Below are 16,770 nucleotides of genomic sequence, written 5' to 3'. Positions count from 1 at the left end.
GAAATTTGCAGCGCAATGAAAATTGAAAGAAGAGAGCAGACTCACCCATGCTGTCAGCGGAGATGAAGGAAAAGGATTCGCGGGAAGGTATCTCAACGGCGGAGACGCAGAGTGGTCTTTCCTCGCGTGAGCCGTTGCCGGAGGAGCCGAAGGGTTCGTCTGCGCGGAAGTGGATTGTGCTGCTGGTGATTGCGGCGGTGGTGGGCGCGGCGATCTGGAAGATTCGCAGGAATGCGAAGGAACAGGACATTATCCAGCTGACAATGGCGGCACAGGAAGACCGGCCGACGCCGGTGCAGGTGACCGCGGTACAGCAGAAGACGATGCCGATCTTTCTGACGGCGCTGGGAACGGTGACGGCGTACAACACGGTGACGATCAAGAGCCGTGTGGATGGACAGTTGATGCTGGTTCCGGTGCGCGAGGGACAGTCGGTGAAGCAGGGACAGGTGCTGGCGGAGATCGATCCGAAGCCCTACCAGGCGGCGCTGGAGCAGGCGCAGGGACAGTTGGTAAAAGATCAGGCGAACGCGGTGAATGCGCGGGCGGAGGCGGCACGGTATAAGGCGCTGCAAGCCGCTGGGGTGGTCTCGATGGAGAGCGCGCAGGCGCAGGCTTCGACGGCGGGACAGGCGGAGGGATCGATCGCTGCGGATCAGGCGTCGATTGAGGCGGCGAGGGTGAATCTTGGGTACACGAAGATTCTGTCGCCGATCAACGGCGTGGTTGGGCTGCGGCAGGTAGATCCAGGCAATATCGTTCATGCGGCGGATACGACGGGGCTGCTGGTAGTGACACAATTGCAGCCGATTGCGGTGATCTTTACGCTGCCGGAGGACCAGCTGCCAGAGGTGTTGAAGCGGAGCCGGACGGGCGAGAAGCTTCCGGTGGAAGCGTACGATCGCGCCGCGGCGACGCATCTGGCGAGCGGATCGCTGCTGACGGTGGACAACCAGATCGATCCGACTACGGGTACGGTGAAGGTGAAGGCGGTCTTCGGCAATGAAGATGGGGCACTGTTTCCGAATCAGTTTGTGAATGTGCGCTTGATCCTGCAGGAGAAGCGGGATGCGGTGGTGATTCCGGCTTCGGCGCTGCAGACAGGAACGCAGGGGAGCTTTGTGTATCTGCTGAAGCAGGGCCAGCCGCCGGCGAATCTTGCGGAGAAGAAGCCGGATGGGCCGAGCATCGAGCTGGATGAGAATAAGACGAACTTCTACGTGTTGGCACAGCCAGTGAACGTAGCGCTGACCGAGGGGACGCAGGTGATCCTGAATAGCGGCGTACGGCCGGGCGACCAGATTGTGGTGGATGGGCAGGAGAAGTTGAAGAACGGAAGCAAGGTGTTTCCGAAGACGGCGCCGGAAGGCGCAACGGATAAGACGAAGGCTGCAGTGGATGGAGCGGGCGGCGAGACAGGACAGGCATCGTGAGTCCTTCAAAGCCGTTTATTCTTCGGCCGGTGGCCACCTCGCTTTTGATGGTGGCCATTTTACTTGCGGGTTTTGTGGCGTATGAACAACTGCCGGTGTCGGCGCTGCCGCAGGTGGACTATCCGACGATCCAGGTGCAGACGTTTTATCCGGGAGCAAGCCCGGAGGTGATGGCGTCGTCGGTGACGGCTCCGCTGGAGCGGCAGTTTGGGCAGATACCGGGCCTGAGTCAGATGACGTCGACGAGTTCGGGCGGGGGCAGTGTGATTACGCTGCAGTTCTCGCTGTCGGAGTCGATCGATATTGCGCAGCAGGATGTGCAGGCGGCGATCAATGCGGCGTTCAGCTATCTGCCGAAGGACCTGCCGAATCCGCCGGTGTACAGCAAGGTGAATCCGGCTGACGCGCCGATTATGACGCTGGCGCTGACGAGTGAGTCGCTGCCGCTGTCGCAGGTGGAGGACTTGACGGATACGGTGATCGCGCAGAAGATCTCGCAGCTTTCGGGCGTGGGGTTGGTGTCGATCAACGGAGGGCAGAAGCCGGCGGTGCGGATTCAGGCGAACCCGACTGCGCTGGCGAACTATGGGCTGAGTCTTGAGGACATTCGTACGGCGGTGAGCACGGCGAATGTGGACCAGGCGAAGGGCAATCTAAACGGCGCGACGCAGGCTTATACGATCGGCGCGAACGATCAGCTGCCATCGAGTGCGGGCTACAACAGTGTGATTATTGCGTACCGCGGCGGGTCGCCGGTGCGGCTGTCGGATGTGGCGAATGCGGTGGACAGCGCGGAGAATCTGTTTCAGGCGGCGTGGATGGGGACCGCGGCGCAGGCTCCGATACGCGGCAAGGCGGCGCGGGATGCGGTGCTGCTGCCTGCGGTGATCGTGAACATTCAGCGGCAGCCGGGCGCGAACATCATCGGCGTGGTGGATGAGGTGCAGAAGCTGCTGCCGCAGCTGCGGTCGACGCTGCCTGCGACGGTGAAGCTGGAGGTGCTGACGGATCGTACGAATACGATTCGGGCGTCGGTGAAGGACGTGCAGTTTTCGCTGGTGCTGACCATCGGTCTGGTGGTGATGGTGATCTTCCTGTTCCTGCGGTCGGTTGCGGCGACGGTGATTCCTTCGGTCGCGGTGCCGCTGTCGATTGTGGGTACGTTCGGCGTGATGTATCTGCTGGGATACAGCCTGAACAACCTGTCGCTGATGGCGCTGACGATCTCGACGGGATTTGTGGTGGACGACGCGATCGTGATGATCGAAAACATCTCGCGGTATCTGGAGATGGGCGACTCGCCGCTGGAGGCAGCGCTGAAGGGGTCGGAGCAGATCGGGTTCACGATTGTTTCGCTGACAGTGAGCTTGATAGCCGTGCTAATTCCGCTGCTTTTCATGGGCGATATTGTGGGACGGCTGTTCCGCGAGTTTGCTGTAACACTGGCGGTTACAATTCTGGTTTCGGCGCTGGTGTCGCTGACGCTGACGCCGATGATGGCGGCGAAGCTGCTGAAGCATACTCCGTATAACGAGCAGAACGCGTTCTATCGGAAGAGCGAAGAGTTCTTTGAATATGTGATTGCGAAGTACGGCGTGGGTGTGCGGTTTGTACTGCGGCACCAGCCGATGACACTGCTGGTGACGCTGGCGACGTTTGCGCTGACGGTGTATCTGTTCCTGATTGTGCCCAAGGGTTTTTTCCCGGTGCAGGATACGGGCGTGCTGCTGGGGATTACGGAGGCTTCGCAGACGATCAGCTTCAACGCGATGAGCACGCGGCAGCAGTCGCTGGCGAAGATCATTCTGCAGGACAAGGATGTGGAGAGCGTCTCGTCGTTCATCGGGATTGACGGAACGAACTCTACGTTGAACAGCGGACGGATTCAGATCAACTTGAAGGACCGCGATCAGCGTTCGTCTTCAGCGCTGGAGGTGATTCAGCGGCTGGAGCCGAAGGTGGCGCAGGTGGATGGGATCCAGTGTTTTCTGCAGCCGCTGCAAGACCTGACGGTGGAAGATCGCGTGAGCCGGACACAGTACCAGTACACGCTGGAGGACGCGAACCAGGAGCAGCTGGCGGTGTGGACCGACAAGATGGTGGCGAAGCTGCAGACGATTCCGATTCTGCGCGACGTGGCAAGCGACCAGCAGTTGAGTGGGCTGGAGGCGGAGCTGGTGATCGACCGCGATACGGCCTCCCGGCTGGGGATTACGCCGCAGAACATCGACGACACGCTGGACGATGCGTTCGCACAGCGGCAGGTTTCGACGATCTTCACGCAGCAGAATCAGTATCACGTGGTGCTGGAGGTAGCTCCGAAGTTTCAGAAGAATCCGGCGGCGCTGGACAATATTTATGTTAAGAGTTCGAACGGGACACAGGTGCCGCTGTCGACGTTCACGCACTTTGAAGAGAGGCAGACGGCGCTGGTGATCAGCCACCAGGGTCAGTTCCCTGCTGTGACGATCTCGTTCAATCTGGCGCCGGGCAAGTCGATTGGAGACGCTGTCGCCGCGGTGAATAAGGCGAAGGCTGAGTTGAATATGCCGGCGAGCGTGAAGGCGGAGTTCGAGGGATCGGCGCGCGCGTTCGAGGCTTCGATTGCGAATGAGCCGCTGCTGATTCTGGCGGCGTTGATCGTGGTCTACATTGTGCTGGGCGTGTTGTACGAGAGCTATATTCATCCGATCACAATTCTCTCGACGCTGCCGTCTGCGGGTGTGGGCGCGATTCTGGCGCTGCTGTTGTTTCATGTGGACCTGAGCGTGATTGCGTTGATCGGCATTATTCTGCTGATCGGCATTGTGAAGAAGAACGCGATTATGATGATCGACTTTGCGCTGGAGGCAGAGCGCGAACAGGGGATGTCGCCGGAGGAGGCGATCTATCAGGCTTGCCTGCTACGGTTCCGACCGATCATGATGACGACGATGGCGGCGCTGCTGGGCGGGTTGCCGCTGGCGCTGGGCACGGGCACGGGAAGCGAGCTGCGGAGGCCGCTAGGCATCACGATCGTAGGCGGACTGATTGTGTCGCAGGTGCTGACGCTGTTTACGACGCCGGTGGTGTATCTGTTCTTCGACCGGCTGGGACGGGGACGTTCGCAGGAGAAGAAGCCGGAGTGGAAGACGCATACGGTTTCGGCAGATTGATTCGGGACCGGGGATAGACAAGCGGATTTGATTTGGGGTTAGGGCTAAGAGTTTATGCATTTTTCAGCACCATTTATTCGGCGGCCGGTGGCGACATTTCTGATGTCGGTGGCGGTGATTCTGGCGGGAGCGGTAGCGTATACGCTGCTTCCGGTGGCCAGTCTGCCGCAGGTGGAGTTTCCGGTGATTTCGGTAGGCGCGAGCCTGCCCGGAGCCGATCCGGAGACGATGGCTTCTTCGGTGGCGACGCCGCTAGAACGGCAGTTTTCGAAGATTGCCGGTGTGAACGAGATGACGTCGTACTCGTCTTCGGGATCGACTGGGATCATTCTGCAGTTCGATCTGACGCGGGATGTGAACGGTGCGGCGCGAGATGTGCAGGCGGCGATCAATGCCGCGCGAAGCCAGCTGCCAGCGAATCTGCCGAGCAATCCGAGCTACTACAAGGTGAACCCGGCAGACTCGCCGATCATGATTCTGGCGCTTACTTCGCAGACGCTGAACGTGCCGCAGTTGTATGACGCGTGCGACAGCATTCTTTCGCAGAAGATTGCGCAGGTGGATGGCGTGGGGCAGGTGTATTGCGGTGGAAGTGCGAAGCCCGCGGTACGGATTGAAGCGAACCCAATGCAGCTTTCGCACTACGGGCTGGGGCTGGAGGCTCTGCGCGCTGCGATTGGCACGGTGAATGTAAATCAGCCGAAGGGCTATCTACAGGATGATGACAGGCGCATGCAGATCAGCGCGACGGACCAGCTGTTCGGCGCGAGCGCCTACGCTCCGCTGGTTGTTGCGACGGACAGCGGCCCGGTGAGTACTGCGCCGGCTAGCTCCGGCTTGCCGGCTTCGGTGGCGACGGCGATCTCGAACCAGCCTGCGGCGGGAAATACGGCGGCTGCGGCTACGGCAGCTGCGGCGAAGGCAGCTGCGGCGACGAGCAGCACTACGGCGGTGGCTGCGGCGAACGGGATTGTCAGGATCGCAGATGTGGCGAAGGTGGTGGACAGCGTCGAGGATGTTCATGGCATCGGCCTATATAACGGAAGACCGGCGATCCTGGTGATCGTGTTCAAGAATGCGACTGCGAATGTGATCGAGACGGTCGACAATGTGAAGAGGATGCTGCCGTTGTTGGAGGCGTCGATTCCTCCGGCGGTGGAGGTGCATCTAGCGCTGGATAGAACGACGACGATCCGAGCGTCGGTAGACGATGTGACGCGCACGATGGTGATCTCGATCGTGCTGGTGATCCTGGTGGTGTTCCTCTTTTTGCGGGAGGTGCGCTCGACGTTGATTCCGAGCGTGGCTGTGCCGCTGAGCCTGCTGGGAACGTTTGCCGTGATGTACATGCTGGGATACACGCTGGACAATCTTTCGCTGATGGCGCTGACGATCTCGACTGGCTTTGTGGTGGACGATGCGATTGTGGTGATTGAGAACATCAGCCGGCATCTGGAGGCGGGGATGACGCCGTTCCAGGCGGCGATGGTGGGATCGAAGGAGATTGGATTTACGGTGGTGTCGATGAGCACGTCGCTGATCGCGGTGTTCATTCCGATTCTGCTGATGGGCGGGATTGTGGGCAGGCTGTTTCGCGAGTTTGCGGTGACGCTGTCGGTTGCGATCCTGGTGTCGCTGGTGGTTTCGCTGACGACGACGCCGATGTTGAGCGCGAAGTTTTTGAAGCCGCATGGTGCGGGCGAGCATAATTTTTTCTACCGAACGGGCGAGCGTTTTCTGGGCTGGCTGGCAGCGGAGTATGAACTGGGGCTGCGGTGGGTGCTGCGTCATCAGAAGCTGGTGCTGACGATCACGGTGCTGACGTTTGTGCTGAATGTGTATCTCTACATTCTGGTGCCGAAGGGATTCTTTCCGGAGCAAGATGCGGGACGAATCGGCGGACAGGTGCAGGGGCAGCAGGATGTGTCGTTCGACGAGATGAAGCAGAAGGTGATGCAGTTGGCTGCTATCGCTGGAAGCGACCGCAGCGTGGGGGATGTGACGGCGTTTGCGGGTGGGCGCGGCAATGCGAACGGCGGCTTCATGTTCATGTCGCTGAAGCCGGATAAAGAGCGGCAGAAGCTGGGCGATACGGCGCAGGTAATTGTGGACAGGCTAAGGCCGAAGGTGAGCAGTGTGCCGGGCGCGATCATGTACCTGCAGGCGTTTCAGGATCTGCGGATCGGCGGGCGACAGTCGGCGACGGAGTACCAGTACACGCTGACGTCGGACAATCTGCAGCTGCTGAACGAGTGGGCTCCGAAGCTGAACGATGCGATGGACAATCTGAAGCAGGTGAAGGATGTGGCGTCGGACCTGGAGCAGTCGGGGCTGCGGGCGCAGCTTGTGATCGACCGCACGACGGCGAGCAGGCTTGGGGTGTCGCCTCTGACGATCGATGCGACGCTGGCGGATGCATTCTCGCAGGAACAGGTTTCGACGACGTATATGCCGTTGAACCAGTATCACGTGGTGATGGAGGTTGCTCCGGAGTTTCAGCGCGATCCGGATGCGTTGAAGAATATCTACGTGAAGAGTACGACGGGGTCGATGATTCCGCTGTCGGCGGTGACGCACTTCGAGCGGCAGCGCATTCCATTGGCGGTGAATCATCAGTCGCAGATTCCGGCGGTGACGCTTTCTTTCAATCTTGCGCCGGGTGCGTCGTTAAGCGATGCGACGCTGGCGATCGATAAGCTGCGGGCGGATATCGGGATGCCGTCGTCGATTCATGGCGCTTATGCAGGGTCTGCGCAGGCGTTCAAGGATTCGCTGAGCAGCGAGCCGTGGCTGATTCTGCTGGCACTGATCGCGGTGTATATCGTGCTGGGGATCTTGTATGAGAGCTTCATTCATCCGCTGACGATTCTGTCGACGCTGCCTTCGGCGGGGGTGGGTGCGATTGTGGCTCTGCTGCTGTTCAATGTGGATCTGAGCGTGATTGCGATGATCGGCATCATTCTGCTGATCGGCATCGTGAAGAAGAACGCGATTATGATGATCGACTTTGCGCTGGTGGCGGAGAGGCAGCATGGAAAGACGCCGCAGGAGGCGATCTTCGAGGCTTGTATGCTGCGGTTTCGGCCGATCATGATGACGACGATGGCCGCATTGCTGGGCGGGCTGCCGCTGGCGCTTGGTACGGGCACGGGAAGCGAGATGCGGCGTCCGCTGGGCATCACGATTGTAGGCGGACTGATTGTGTCTCAGGCACTTACGCTGTTTACGACGCCGGTGGTGTACCTGTTCTTCGATCGGGTGCGCGGAAGATTCGAACGGGCGGCACGTGGACGGGCGACGAGGCGAGCGGTGCCGCAGGTGGTGGCCGGGGATTAGATTACGAATATTTTATGAAGAGGGATGCATAATACGTGGGGGTCTGGTAGCTTACAGGCAACCCGAGAGCAATATTGTGGGTCAAACCTATCTACATCAACCTTTACAAGGTTCACAACGACTTTCTTCCGGGAGAGAATATGACCGATAAAGCCGCTGTCCTCCATCCACGCCGCCTCAAGATGGACGGCTCTTATGATTCAATTTGCCTGAACTGTCTCGGAACGATCGAGACGAGCAAGGATGACGCTGAGTCTTCCCGCTTCGATGCAATCCACATCTGTCCTCCGATGTTTGTGGCTAAGCGAAGCACGGCGACCCAGTACCCCACCTCAATTGCAAAAATCTAAGTGGTGAACGTGCGTCGGGGCAAGGAGTTGAACTCCTTGCCCCGATGTGCATTTTGTAGGCGGCGGTACCGACTGCGGAGGTTAGACCAACGCTGGCTGAGCAGTCACGGCGTCGGTAGAGCGGCGATGTTCGGTGATGGGCTCGATGGTTAGCGGTGCGGCCGGGTAGTAGGCGTTTCCGAAGTACTGGGCCAGCATGCGGTGGGTGTTGAAGAAGCTTCCGTTGATGGCGATGCAGTGCTGCTGCATACGCGACCAGGCGTGGGGGTTCGCATACATGGGCGCGATGGAGTTTTCGAGTTTGTCGTAGAGGCTTGCGGCCTCGGCAGCTTCGTCCTCACCGTCTTCGATGGCCCAGCCGGTGGTGTTCTCGGCACAGCCTTCGATCCACCAACCGTCAAGGATGGAGAGAGAGGGTACGCCGTTGAGTGCGGCCTTCATGCCGGAGGTGCCGGAGGCCTCGTAGGGACGGCGCGGGGTGTTGACCCAGACGTCGACTCCCTGGGTGAGGAGTGCGCCTAGCTCCCAGTCGTAGTTTTCGACGTAGTAGATCTTGAGAGCGCTGGAGTTGAGTTTGGCTGCGGAGGCGTAGACGTCGCGGATGAGGCCTTTGCCGGCGTTGTCGGCGGGGTGGGCCTTGCCGGCGTAGAGGATCTGCAGGCCGCCGATCTTTTCTGCGATGGCGACCAGGCGGGCAGGATCGTGGAGGAGTAGGCTGGCGCGCTTGTAGGTGGCTACGCGGCGGGCGAAGCCGAGGGTGAGGACGTTCGGGTTGAAGTGGTGGCCGGAGCGTTTAGCGATGGTGCTGAATAGGCGCAGCTTGCCCTTGTTATGACAGGCTGCGATGCGCGCTGGCTCGATGCCGTAGACGGAGCGGAAGTACTGGTTGTCGGTTCTCCAGTGGGGGACTTCGGAGTCGAGCAGCTCCTGAAAGTATGCCGAGACCCAGGTGCCGGCGTGGACGCCGTTCGTGATGGAGTAGACCGTGTAGTCCGGGAACATCTGCTGGGAGACCTTGCCGTGCTGCATGGCGACGCCGTTGACGAAGCGCGAGAAGCGCAGGGCGATGTAGGTCATGTTCATCAGATTGTTGTGCAGGCAGCCGGAGCGCTCGATGGCGGCGCCGAGGTCGTGGCCGAGAACCTGGTACATCTGGTCGAGACCGAACTGATCGTGACCGGCGGGAACGGGGGTGTGGGTGGTGAAGACACACTGTTTCCGCACGGCTTCGATGTCGGCTTCGGTGGCTTCGCTGAGCGGTTTGCCGTGGAGCTGATCTTCGAGGAGCGCGAGGGCGAGGAGTGCGGCGTGGCCCTCGTTCATGTGATAGACATCGGGCTTACAGCCGAGAGCGTGGAGGAGGGCTACGCCACCGAGTCCGAGAACGGTCTCCTGACAGAGACGGTAGTAGGTGTCGCCGCCGTAGAGGTGGTCGGTGAGGCGGCGGTCCCAGGGATCGTTGCCTTCGACGTCGGTGTCGAGGAGATAGACGGGGATGATGTGGCCGGTGACGCCGATGACGTCGAAGCGCCAGGCGCAGACGAGGATCTGGCGTCCCTGCATGGTGAGGGAGATGACTTTGTTGGCGCTGGGGAGGGTAGTCTCGGGGGACCAGGGGACGTCAGCTTCGGTCTGTTGGCCGATATCGGAGAGCTTCTGGCGGAAGTAGCCCCGGCGATGGACGAGCGAGATGGCGACCATGGATGCGGAGGTGTCCGCGGCGGAGCGAAGAGTGTCGCCGGCGAGCATGCCGAGTCCACCGGAGTAGGTGGGGAGGGCCTGCGAGAGAGCTATCTCCATGGAGAAGTACGCGATGGCGCGCGTTGTGGGATCGGGAGTTACCGAGGACTTCGAGGGGGTGAGAGCGGAGGGGAGACTCATTCGTTGGCAATCCTTTTCTCATCCGGGTAACGTCGCACCGACTTTAGGGTGAATCCGACCTAGGCTCTCTATCGGCGGAGTCCCTGCGATGCTTGACGAGATGAGAGCGTCAAACAAGGTGATTTTAGCAAATCAATTCTTCGAGATTGCTTCGACTTCGGTTACCTGGGTTGGTTCTATCGGGTGATTGACCTTGAAAATTGAAGATATTTCGTCCTGGTTGTTTCCGACAAGTGGTCCAACCAAAGGAGATGTTTGAATTTGATCTGGATGAGGAAGAACTTGTGATGGCGTTCTGAGAAAAATTTTGGGACGTGAATATTTGTGGAAAAACGGGCGTGAAGATGGACCGACAGCGTCTTCCGAGTGCGTTGCAGCCAAGTGCAGCACCGGATGCGGCTTAGAAAGCCGACCGGGTGAGGAAGCCGAACTTCATGGCGAAGCCTAGTGCTGCCGCGAGGACGAATGCGAGGGTGGTCCAGGGAGCAGAGACACCGAGGCGCTTTCTTAGGGCTGCGATCAGAATGAGGAGGAGATAGAGGACGAACATGAGGATGAGGCCGTCGGCTATAAAGATACGGGTGCTGGTGGGCGTCGTGCTGAGTACATGCTCGATATGGAACGGCGGCAGGAGGGAGCCTATACCGAAGACGAGAAGAAAGAGAATGAGTTGAAGAACGACGAGCACTATATTTTTCATGGGTGTGGAGTCTCGAGATGAGTTTAGCTTGGTTGGGGCAGCGCACGGATACTTCTATTTCTATATAGAGGTGGGTGTTTCATGGCTCGTTGTTTCTGCCGAGGCGTTTATTTCTGGTTGGACTCGAAGAGTTCATAGCGATGTTCCAACTGCCACTGCTCGGCTGCTCTTTCGCTGGATTGAAGGAAGCTGAGGCACTTGGGGGAGGGGTTGGCGACTCCTAGTGGCTGGCCGGCGCAGGCAGGGACGGTGCGGCTGAAGATGTCGGGTTGCTGCCACAGACTGGCGCCGGGGAGGAAGCTGTGCTCGAGGCTGGTGCGGGCCATCTTTTTGAGATCGAGATAGCCTAGGTCGAAGTCCGTGGCGGCACGAACGTACTCGTGGGTGATGTCGATGCGGGAGACACCTTCATCGTCAGTGGAGAGTGCTACGGGTACGGATGCGGCGCGATAGGCCGGAAGGGAGTGGAGGTTCGTCTTGACGCCGAGGATGACGTCGTTGGAGGTGAGGTTGATCTCGACCATCACATGACGGTCTGCCATCTCCTTCAGAAGAGCTTCGGGGTCGATCTCGTACATGACGTCGACGCCGTGGCCGATGCGTTCGGCGTGGCCGAGGTCGATCGCCTCCCGGATGTGGAAGCGGAGGCCTTCGGGCGGGACGAGGCCGGGTGCGATCTCTCCGGCGTGAAGGGTGATGTGAACGTTCGGGTAGACGCTGTGCAGATAGTCGAGCATGAGCATCTGGCGGTGATACTCGGACATGGCCATGTAAGTGTCTTCAGGCTGTACGAAGTTGATGCCTACGACGCGCGGGTCCAGGGAGGCGACCTCGAAGGCGAGCAGCGTCTGAGCGAATACCTGCTGCGGAGGGAATGCGCGAAGGACCTGATAGAGGAAGCGGATTTTGACGGAGCATGCAGTGCGGGCGCTCGGCTGGCCACAGTTTTCTATCTTGTTGCGTGCGTCGAGAGCGTCATCCAGCTCTTTGCGATCGGCTGCGACTTCGTCGCGGAGGCCGGAGGAAAGAAGGGTGTCGCGGAGGTGACTTAGATCTTCGCGGGTAGTGCCGGTTGCGTCGCCGGTGCGGTTCTGCGCGGGATCGACGGGAGTAGAGGGCCACTCGATGTGAGAGACCAGCTTTGCGACATCGGCGAAGAGGGGGGTCTCCATGACTTCGAGGTATTGCTCGTTCTGGGCGGCGGCGCGGGTGGCGACCTCGTCGAGCCACTCTCCGGTGTGGGATTTATTGATGCCGCCGAAGCGGGCGAAGGTGGCAAAGAACTGATCGTGGCCGCTGGTTCCGGTGCTGGGGACGAAGCTCCGCATGGAGAAAGAGTCGACGAGGGAGTCGTAGAGTTGCTGGTCTTTGAAGGCGCTCTCGGCGCGGACGTTGCCGTCGCCGCAGACAGGCTGTGGAGGGATGCTGCGCGTGGTGGCGGAGGGTTTGAAGAAGCTGAGAGTTTTGGGGTTGACGCAGAGTCCGTCGGCAGCCGCATCTTTGATAAAGGTCTCGGCGTAGATGGAGCCGGAGAGATGCATGTGGAGGTCTGCGCCTTTGGGCATGCGGACGAGAAATGCGTTGAGTTGGAGCGGGCTTCGCTTTGCGTCATTGAAGGCACGCGTGGCGCGCAGTTCAGCTGGTGTGGCGGCCGAAGACGTGACGGCGGAGCGCATGGGAGATTGCGCATGTATCGCCGGGTCGAGTAGGCATAGGAGAGCTAAAAGGACAGAGCTTGGTGTGCGACGGAGCATGGGGCGTCCTTGCGGTGAGGTGATGAGAAAGGATAGCGCGAGAGACGAGTTGGCGGTATGGCCGAGGGTTGCTATACTTAGAATGCGTTTGCGTTGCTGGTCCCCGCCGGCGACATGCTCCCTGAAAAGGCCGGGCGACAGATGTGGAAGTAACGCGCGGTGGTTCTTGGCGATCCCCGATATAAGGCGTTTATGCCAAGGCCAGATAGCTCAGTGGTAGAGCGCGGCCCTGAAAAGGCCGGCGTCGGCGGTTCGATCCCGTCTCTGGCCACCACATTCTAAAGCACTTAGCGGCAACCAGAAAGTTAGTGTTTTAGCCGTCCGAACAATATCCGAACATTGCTACGCAATGCCCTGTTGTTCGGCCTCTTCCTGCTCGTCTTTCTTGTCCAGCATGTTCCAGATGACCTTCGCCGTGTTGCCGGTCTTGGCGATGTGCGCCCGCCCCAGCTTGGCATAACGCTCGGTCATCTTGATGTTCGCGTGACCGAGAATCTTCGCCAGTTCGTAGAGATCGCCGCCGTTCATCATGTACCAGGACGCGAAGGTGTGACGCAGATCGTGGAACCAGAAATCCCGAATCTTCGCTCGCTTGAGCAGGTCATCAAAACTCCCCTCCAGTCTCTGACGTTTACTCTTCGGGCCGCCCTTCGGCGGGAAGATCCGGTCTTCACCGATCACCGCAGGATACCGCCGAATCTCAGCTGCAAGCTCCGGAGCCATGGGAACGTAACGCTCCTTGCCCTTCTTCAGCTTTGCCCGGACTGCGATCAGACCTTCGCTGTACTTCACGTCGGACCACAGCAGCCGGTGAATCTCGGCAGAGCGCATTCCGGTTGATACAGCGATCAACACGATAAGCCTCATCCGAAGATTCGTCCGATTCGGGTTTTTAGTGCCCTTCTGAAGCATCCGATCATCCAGCGCAAGCTTCAGGCGGTGAAGCTCCTCTGCCGAAAGATACCGCTCTCTTGAATCGTCCGGACGGTACACCTCGACCAGATCCGCAGGATTCCGGTCGATGCCGGTTTCCTTCGACCAGAGAGTCGAAGCCTTCTCCATCAAGTGGTGCATGACGTTGAAGTGCCGCACTGCGGTGTTATCGGCGAGGCCACGCTTGCCGGTCAGGTTTTCGTACCATCGCTGGACGGCGATGCCGTCCACCTCACGCAGGAACTTACGACCCAGTTCGGATCGAATCCCTTCCACGATGCTCATCTCGCGATCTGCCGAAGCTTTCCTGCTTCCGTAGTGCGCCCAGTAACGATCAATCAAATCGGACATCCGGTAGTTGATCTCCTTCTTCACGTCGAGGTGCCTGTTCTCATCCCGCGTCGACATCTTCTTGCGCGAGACCTTTCGTGCCAGATCTCTACTGCCATGTACCGTCTGGCTTTTGTTTCGACCTCCTTCTCTCCAGCGAACCTCATACAGCTCTTCATCCAACTTGTGTACAGACATTTCGCTTCTCCTTTAATCAATGGTTTCGATTGAGTGCTGCTCGATATACCGCTCTAGTGCCTTCACATCGAACCGCAACGATCGACCAACCTTGACGCAGGGAACCTCCCGCAACCTGGACTTCTTGTAGACCGTGTCCACCTCGATCCCCAGGTATTGAGCTGCCTCCCTGACGTTCAGGAGCCGCTTGGCAATGACTCCATTTGACACCTTTTCGACCGGTTCTTTGTGCATTATCTTGGCCACACCTCGGGTTAATTCAGCAGGCGACAAGTCGTTTTCCCTGCGACTAGACCGACAATAGGGCGAAAATAAGACCGCGATTATTACCTTTTGCGACGCATTATTGATCCCAGGATCAATAATCCAGAGACACACTTTGTTGCGTTCCAGCCACAGAGCCGGGATTCAGGCAACTTGCCCTCTCCCACCGCCTGCGCGATGATCAACTGAACCGATGAGCAGCGCACCCACCAACCCGCCCGGCAGCCTGCCACCCATCCCTCCGTACTGGACCGAAGAACTGGACTGGATCGTACTCGTTACGTTCCTCCCCAGGCATCGCCCAGACGCGCTGGCCCGAGCGACCGAAGGCATCGGCCACATGCTGGCATATTCCCAGATGACCGATACACGCATGCTCGCTATGTTGGGAGATCCTCACGGCGACGCATACGAGCTTCTGTTCTCTTTCTCCTCCCCAAATAACAAAGCCGAATTCCTTCATCTGCTCCAGTCGAATCGCAAGACTCAGTTCGAAGACGAAGAGATTCTCGTGCCCACTCGACGCGAGATCGAAGCAGCGCAACCCATTGCTCTCGTCCTTCCCGAAGATGTCATGCGCCAAGTCACGAACATCGCAACCCTCCTGATCGCTGGAGAGAACGACACCATCCACTAGCTCTATCTGACTTATGACTCACGCAGCGAAACCATCCGCTCGGCCATTTCTGCTGCATGCTCCAGTGATTACCAGCAAGTCCTGATCTCGAGTCCCCATGCTCTTTCATCGCCCGGACACTGCTTCGGGCCTGGTCCGCCGCCCAGCGGACTGCGCGTGCTTGCTTCGGCTTGACAGCCGCCCTACGGGTTTCGGGTCTCTCCAAAACAATCTTCTGCAAAGAGCGCAGAACATTCTTTCGGCCCTCCCGAAAATGCACCCGCTTGCCTTGGGAGGCGGGGCCCTCGCATCGCTTCGCGTGGTGTGTCCCGAGCGCCTTCAGAAGCAAGGGACCAAGAGGAGATTCAGAGATGGCAATCACCACCGTAGCAACCGCGCAGCAGAGCACTTTCACCAACCAGATCCTTCACGGCGACTGCATCGATGTCATGAAGCAGATGCCCGCCAACAGCGTCGATTTCATCCTCACCGATCCGCCTTATCTCGTGAACTATCGCGACCGCAGTGGACGCACGATTCAGAACGATGTCGATGAGAGTTGGCTCAAGCCCGCAATGGCAGAAGCGTATCGGGTATTGAAGCAGGATCGCGTAGCCGTCATGTTCTACGGATGGACGAAGGTCGATGCGTTCTTCGAAGCGTGGCGCAGTGCGGGTTTTCAGCCTGTTGGACACATCGTATTTCGCAAGAGCTATAGCTCGAAGAGCAGGTTCCTCCGCTATCAGCATGAGCAGGCGTTTCTGCTCGCGAAGGGCAGGCCGCCACTACCGAAGCAGCCACTCGGCGATGTGATGGATATGCCCTACAGCGGCAACAAGCTCCATCCCACGCAGAAACCGGTACCGGCGCTGGCGCAACTGATACGCAGCTTCTCTCTTCCAGGTGAGAGCGTGCTCGATCCCTTCGCAGGAAGTGGCAGCACCTGTGCGGCCGCTCTACTCACTGGCCGTAAGTACATCGGCGTGGAGATGGATGAGGTGTACTTCGAACATGCCAGCGAACGCTTACAGAGAGTCCACCAGAGGGTCGCCGCGAGGCGATCTTCTGATTCGGGCATTCCCACGCGGGTGTGATGTTACCCGCGTGCCCACCGAGCCTGAAGGCGAGTTAACTCTCTGAGTGGATGATCGGAGCCTCGACCCGCTGCATGCCCGCGGATTCTCTACCAATCATCGCGGGAATGCCATGCTCTGCGCCTTTAGGCGGCTTCCGTCGAGAAACCACCTCCACCAGGTTTTTGCCAATCAATATGCCAGAGGATATGGAACGCGATTCCCATGATCACGAACCCGGCAAGGATCGCAAGACAGGGCAGCGTCCGAGGGTTGGACAACACTCGAAGCGTTCCATAGTCGGCACACATCTCCCGAAGAATGTGAACGGGCTTCTTTACAAACTCGTCGATCACCATCGCCAGCGCCAGACGCTTATCAATCACGTCCGAGCGCTGCCAAAATTATCCGAGACATACCGTCTCGTCGACCTATCCGCTTTTAGGACGCATCTACCTCGGACCTGAGTGTGTCTCACCCACCACAAAGTGTGTCTCTGGATTATTGATCCTGAGATCAATAATGCGTTCGAGAAAGTAATAATCGACCCCCCTTTTCTCGCCTACTGTCGCTCCAGTCGTTGCAACGGAGAGTGCTCACTCGCCGGAGATGCAAACGAAAGGAGCAGACATGCAACCCAGCCTTCCCACCAAACGGCTTCACTTCCGGCGATTGCGTTCGCAATGCCGGAGGTGGGCAATTCCATCGCTGATGTTCCTTGCCGCTCTGCCGGTCTATGCCCAGACC

Annotated in this window: 12 protein-coding genes and 1 tRNA gene; 7 read left to right on the top strand and 6 right to left on the bottom strand. The window is 59.0% G+C overall.

The window, feature by feature from the left end:
* Nucleotides 1-47: 47 nt before the first annotated feature.
* The 4 genes from GSQ82_RS04900 to GSQ82_RS04885 all read left to right on the top strand — a co-directional run bounded on the left by GSQ82_RS04900 (nucleotide 48) and on the right by GSQ82_RS04885 (nucleotide 8,274).
* On the top strand, nucleotides 48-1,433 hold the full coding sequence (locus GSQ82_RS04900; protein ID WP_254061426.1) for an efflux RND transporter periplasmic adaptor subunit: 1,386 nt from the start codon (nucleotides 48-50) through the stop codon (nucleotides 1,431-1,433).
* Nucleotides 1,430-4,588, top strand: coding sequence for a multidrug efflux RND transporter permease subunit (locus tag GSQ82_RS04895; RefSeq protein WP_158790883.1), 3,159 nt, complete (start codon nucleotides 1,430-1,432; stop codon nucleotides 4,586-4,588). The genes GSQ82_RS04900 and GSQ82_RS04895 overlap by 4 nt, the downstream gene beginning before the upstream one ends.
* A gap of 54 nt (nucleotides 4,589-4,642) precedes the next feature.
* On the top strand, nucleotides 4,643-7,924 hold the full coding sequence (locus GSQ82_RS04890) for an efflux RND transporter permease subunit (protein WP_158790882.1): 3,282 nt from the start codon (nucleotides 4,643-4,645) through the stop codon (nucleotides 7,922-7,924).
* Nucleotides 7,925-7,998: 74 nt separating this feature from the next.
* Entirely contained in the window at nucleotides 7,999-8,274 is a 276-nt protein-coding gene (locus GSQ82_RS04885) for a hypothetical protein (protein ID WP_158790881.1), read from the top strand.
* Nucleotides 8,275-8,355: 81 nt separating this feature from the next.
* On the opposite strand, the gene glgP is transcribed toward GSQ82_RS04885, so the two are convergent.
* The 3 genes from glgP to GSQ82_RS04870 form a co-directional block, all read right to left on the bottom strand.
* The gene (gene glgP, locus GSQ82_RS04880) at nucleotides 8,356-10,155 is read right to left on the bottom strand and encodes an alpha-glucan family phosphorylase (RefSeq protein ID WP_158790880.1); all 1,800 of its coding nucleotides are present in this window, start codon (nucleotides 10,153-10,155) and stop codon (nucleotides 8,356-8,358) included.
* Between the two features lie 400 nt (nucleotides 10,156-10,555).
* Nucleotides 10,556-10,855 (bottom strand): hypothetical protein, encoded by a 300-nt coding sequence (locus tag GSQ82_RS04875; protein ID WP_158790879.1) that lies wholly within the window; start codon nucleotides 10,853-10,855, stop codon nucleotides 10,556-10,558.
* Nucleotides 10,856-10,962: 107 nt separating this feature from the next.
* Nucleotides 10,963-12,609, bottom strand: coding sequence for an adenosine deaminase (locus GSQ82_RS04870; protein WP_158790878.1), 1,647 nt, complete (start codon nucleotides 12,607-12,609; stop codon nucleotides 10,963-10,965).
* A gap of 199 nt (nucleotides 12,610-12,808) precedes the next feature.
* Between GSQ82_RS04870 and GSQ82_RS04865 the strand changes: the two genes are divergently transcribed.
* Nucleotides 12,809-12,883 (top strand) — tRNA-Phe (locus GSQ82_RS04865).
* A gap of 68 nt (nucleotides 12,884-12,951) precedes the next feature.
* Here GSQ82_RS04865 and GSQ82_RS04860 read toward each other — a convergent pair.
* Together GSQ82_RS04860 and GSQ82_RS04855 are read right to left on the bottom strand one after the other, a co-directional pair.
* A complete protein-coding gene (locus tag GSQ82_RS04860; protein ID WP_158790877.1) occupies nucleotides 12,952-14,070 on the bottom strand; it encodes a site-specific integrase in 1,119 nt (372 codons plus the stop codon).
* Nucleotides 14,071-14,082: 12 nt separating this feature from the next.
* Entirely contained in the window at nucleotides 14,083-14,316 is a 234-nt protein-coding gene (locus GSQ82_RS04855) for a helix-turn-helix domain-containing protein (protein WP_158790876.1), read from the bottom strand.
* Nucleotides 14,317-14,527: 211 nt separating this feature from the next.
* Here GSQ82_RS04855 and GSQ82_RS04850 point away from each other — a divergent pair, with 211 nt between their 5' ends.
* Together GSQ82_RS04850 and GSQ82_RS04845 are read left to right on the top strand one after the other, a co-directional pair.
* A complete protein-coding gene (locus GSQ82_RS04850) occupies nucleotides 14,528-14,971 on the top strand; it encodes a hypothetical protein (RefSeq protein WP_158790875.1) in 444 nt (147 codons plus the stop codon).
* Nucleotides 14,972-15,321: 350 nt separating this feature from the next.
* Complete coding sequence (locus GSQ82_RS04845; protein ID WP_158790874.1) at nucleotides 15,322-16,044, top strand: DNA methyltransferase; 723 nt, start codon at nucleotides 15,322-15,324, stop codon at nucleotides 16,042-16,044.
* Between the two features lie 125 nt (nucleotides 16,045-16,169).
* On the opposite strand, the gene GSQ82_RS04840 is transcribed toward GSQ82_RS04845, so the two are convergent.
* Nucleotides 16,170-16,409 carry a hypothetical protein gene (locus GSQ82_RS04840; protein ID WP_158790873.1) on the bottom strand — a complete coding sequence of 80 codons (240 nt, stop codon included), beginning with the start codon at nucleotides 16,407-16,409 and terminating at the stop codon, nucleotides 16,170-16,172.
* Nucleotides 16,410-16,770: the final 361 nt, after the last annotated feature.

The sequence above is a fragment of the Granulicella sp. L60 genome (assembly GCF_009765825.1).
GTDB lineage: Bacteria > Acidobacteriota > Terriglobia > Terriglobales > Acidobacteriaceae > Edaphobacter.
The sequence above is the reverse complement of the archived record's forward strand: the minus strand, read 5'-3'. Positions and strand labels throughout refer to the sequence as shown.

Coding starts and splice junctions, on each gene's coding strand:
- GSQ82_RS04900 (WP_254061426.1), top strand. CDS start 48: ATGCTGTCAGCGGAGATGAAGGAAAAGGATTCGCGGGAAGGTATCTCA.
- GSQ82_RS04890 (WP_158790882.1), top strand. CDS start 4,643: ATGCATTTTTCAGCACCATTTATTCGGCGGCCGGTGGCGACATTTCTG.
- glgP (WP_158790880.1), bottom strand. CDS start 10,155: ATGAGTCTCCCCTCCGCTCTCACCCCCTCGAAGTCCTCGGTAACTCCC.
- GSQ82_RS04875 (WP_158790879.1), bottom strand. CDS start 10,855: ATGAAAAATATAGTGCTCGTCGTTCTTCAACTCATTCTCTTTCTTCTC.
- GSQ82_RS04870 (WP_158790878.1), bottom strand. CDS start 12,609: ATGCTCCGTCGCACACCAAGCTCTGTCCTTTTAGCTCTCCTATGCCTA.
- GSQ82_RS04860 (WP_158790877.1), bottom strand. CDS start 14,070: ATGTCTGTACACAAGTTGGATGAAGAGCTGTATGAGGTTCGCTGGAGA.
- GSQ82_RS04850 (WP_158790875.1), top strand. CDS start 14,528: ATGAGCAGCGCACCCACCAACCCGCCCGGCAGCCTGCCACCCATCCCT.
- GSQ82_RS04845 (WP_158790874.1), top strand. CDS start 15,322: ATGGCAATCACCACCGTAGCAACCGCGCAGCAGAGCACTTTCACCAAC.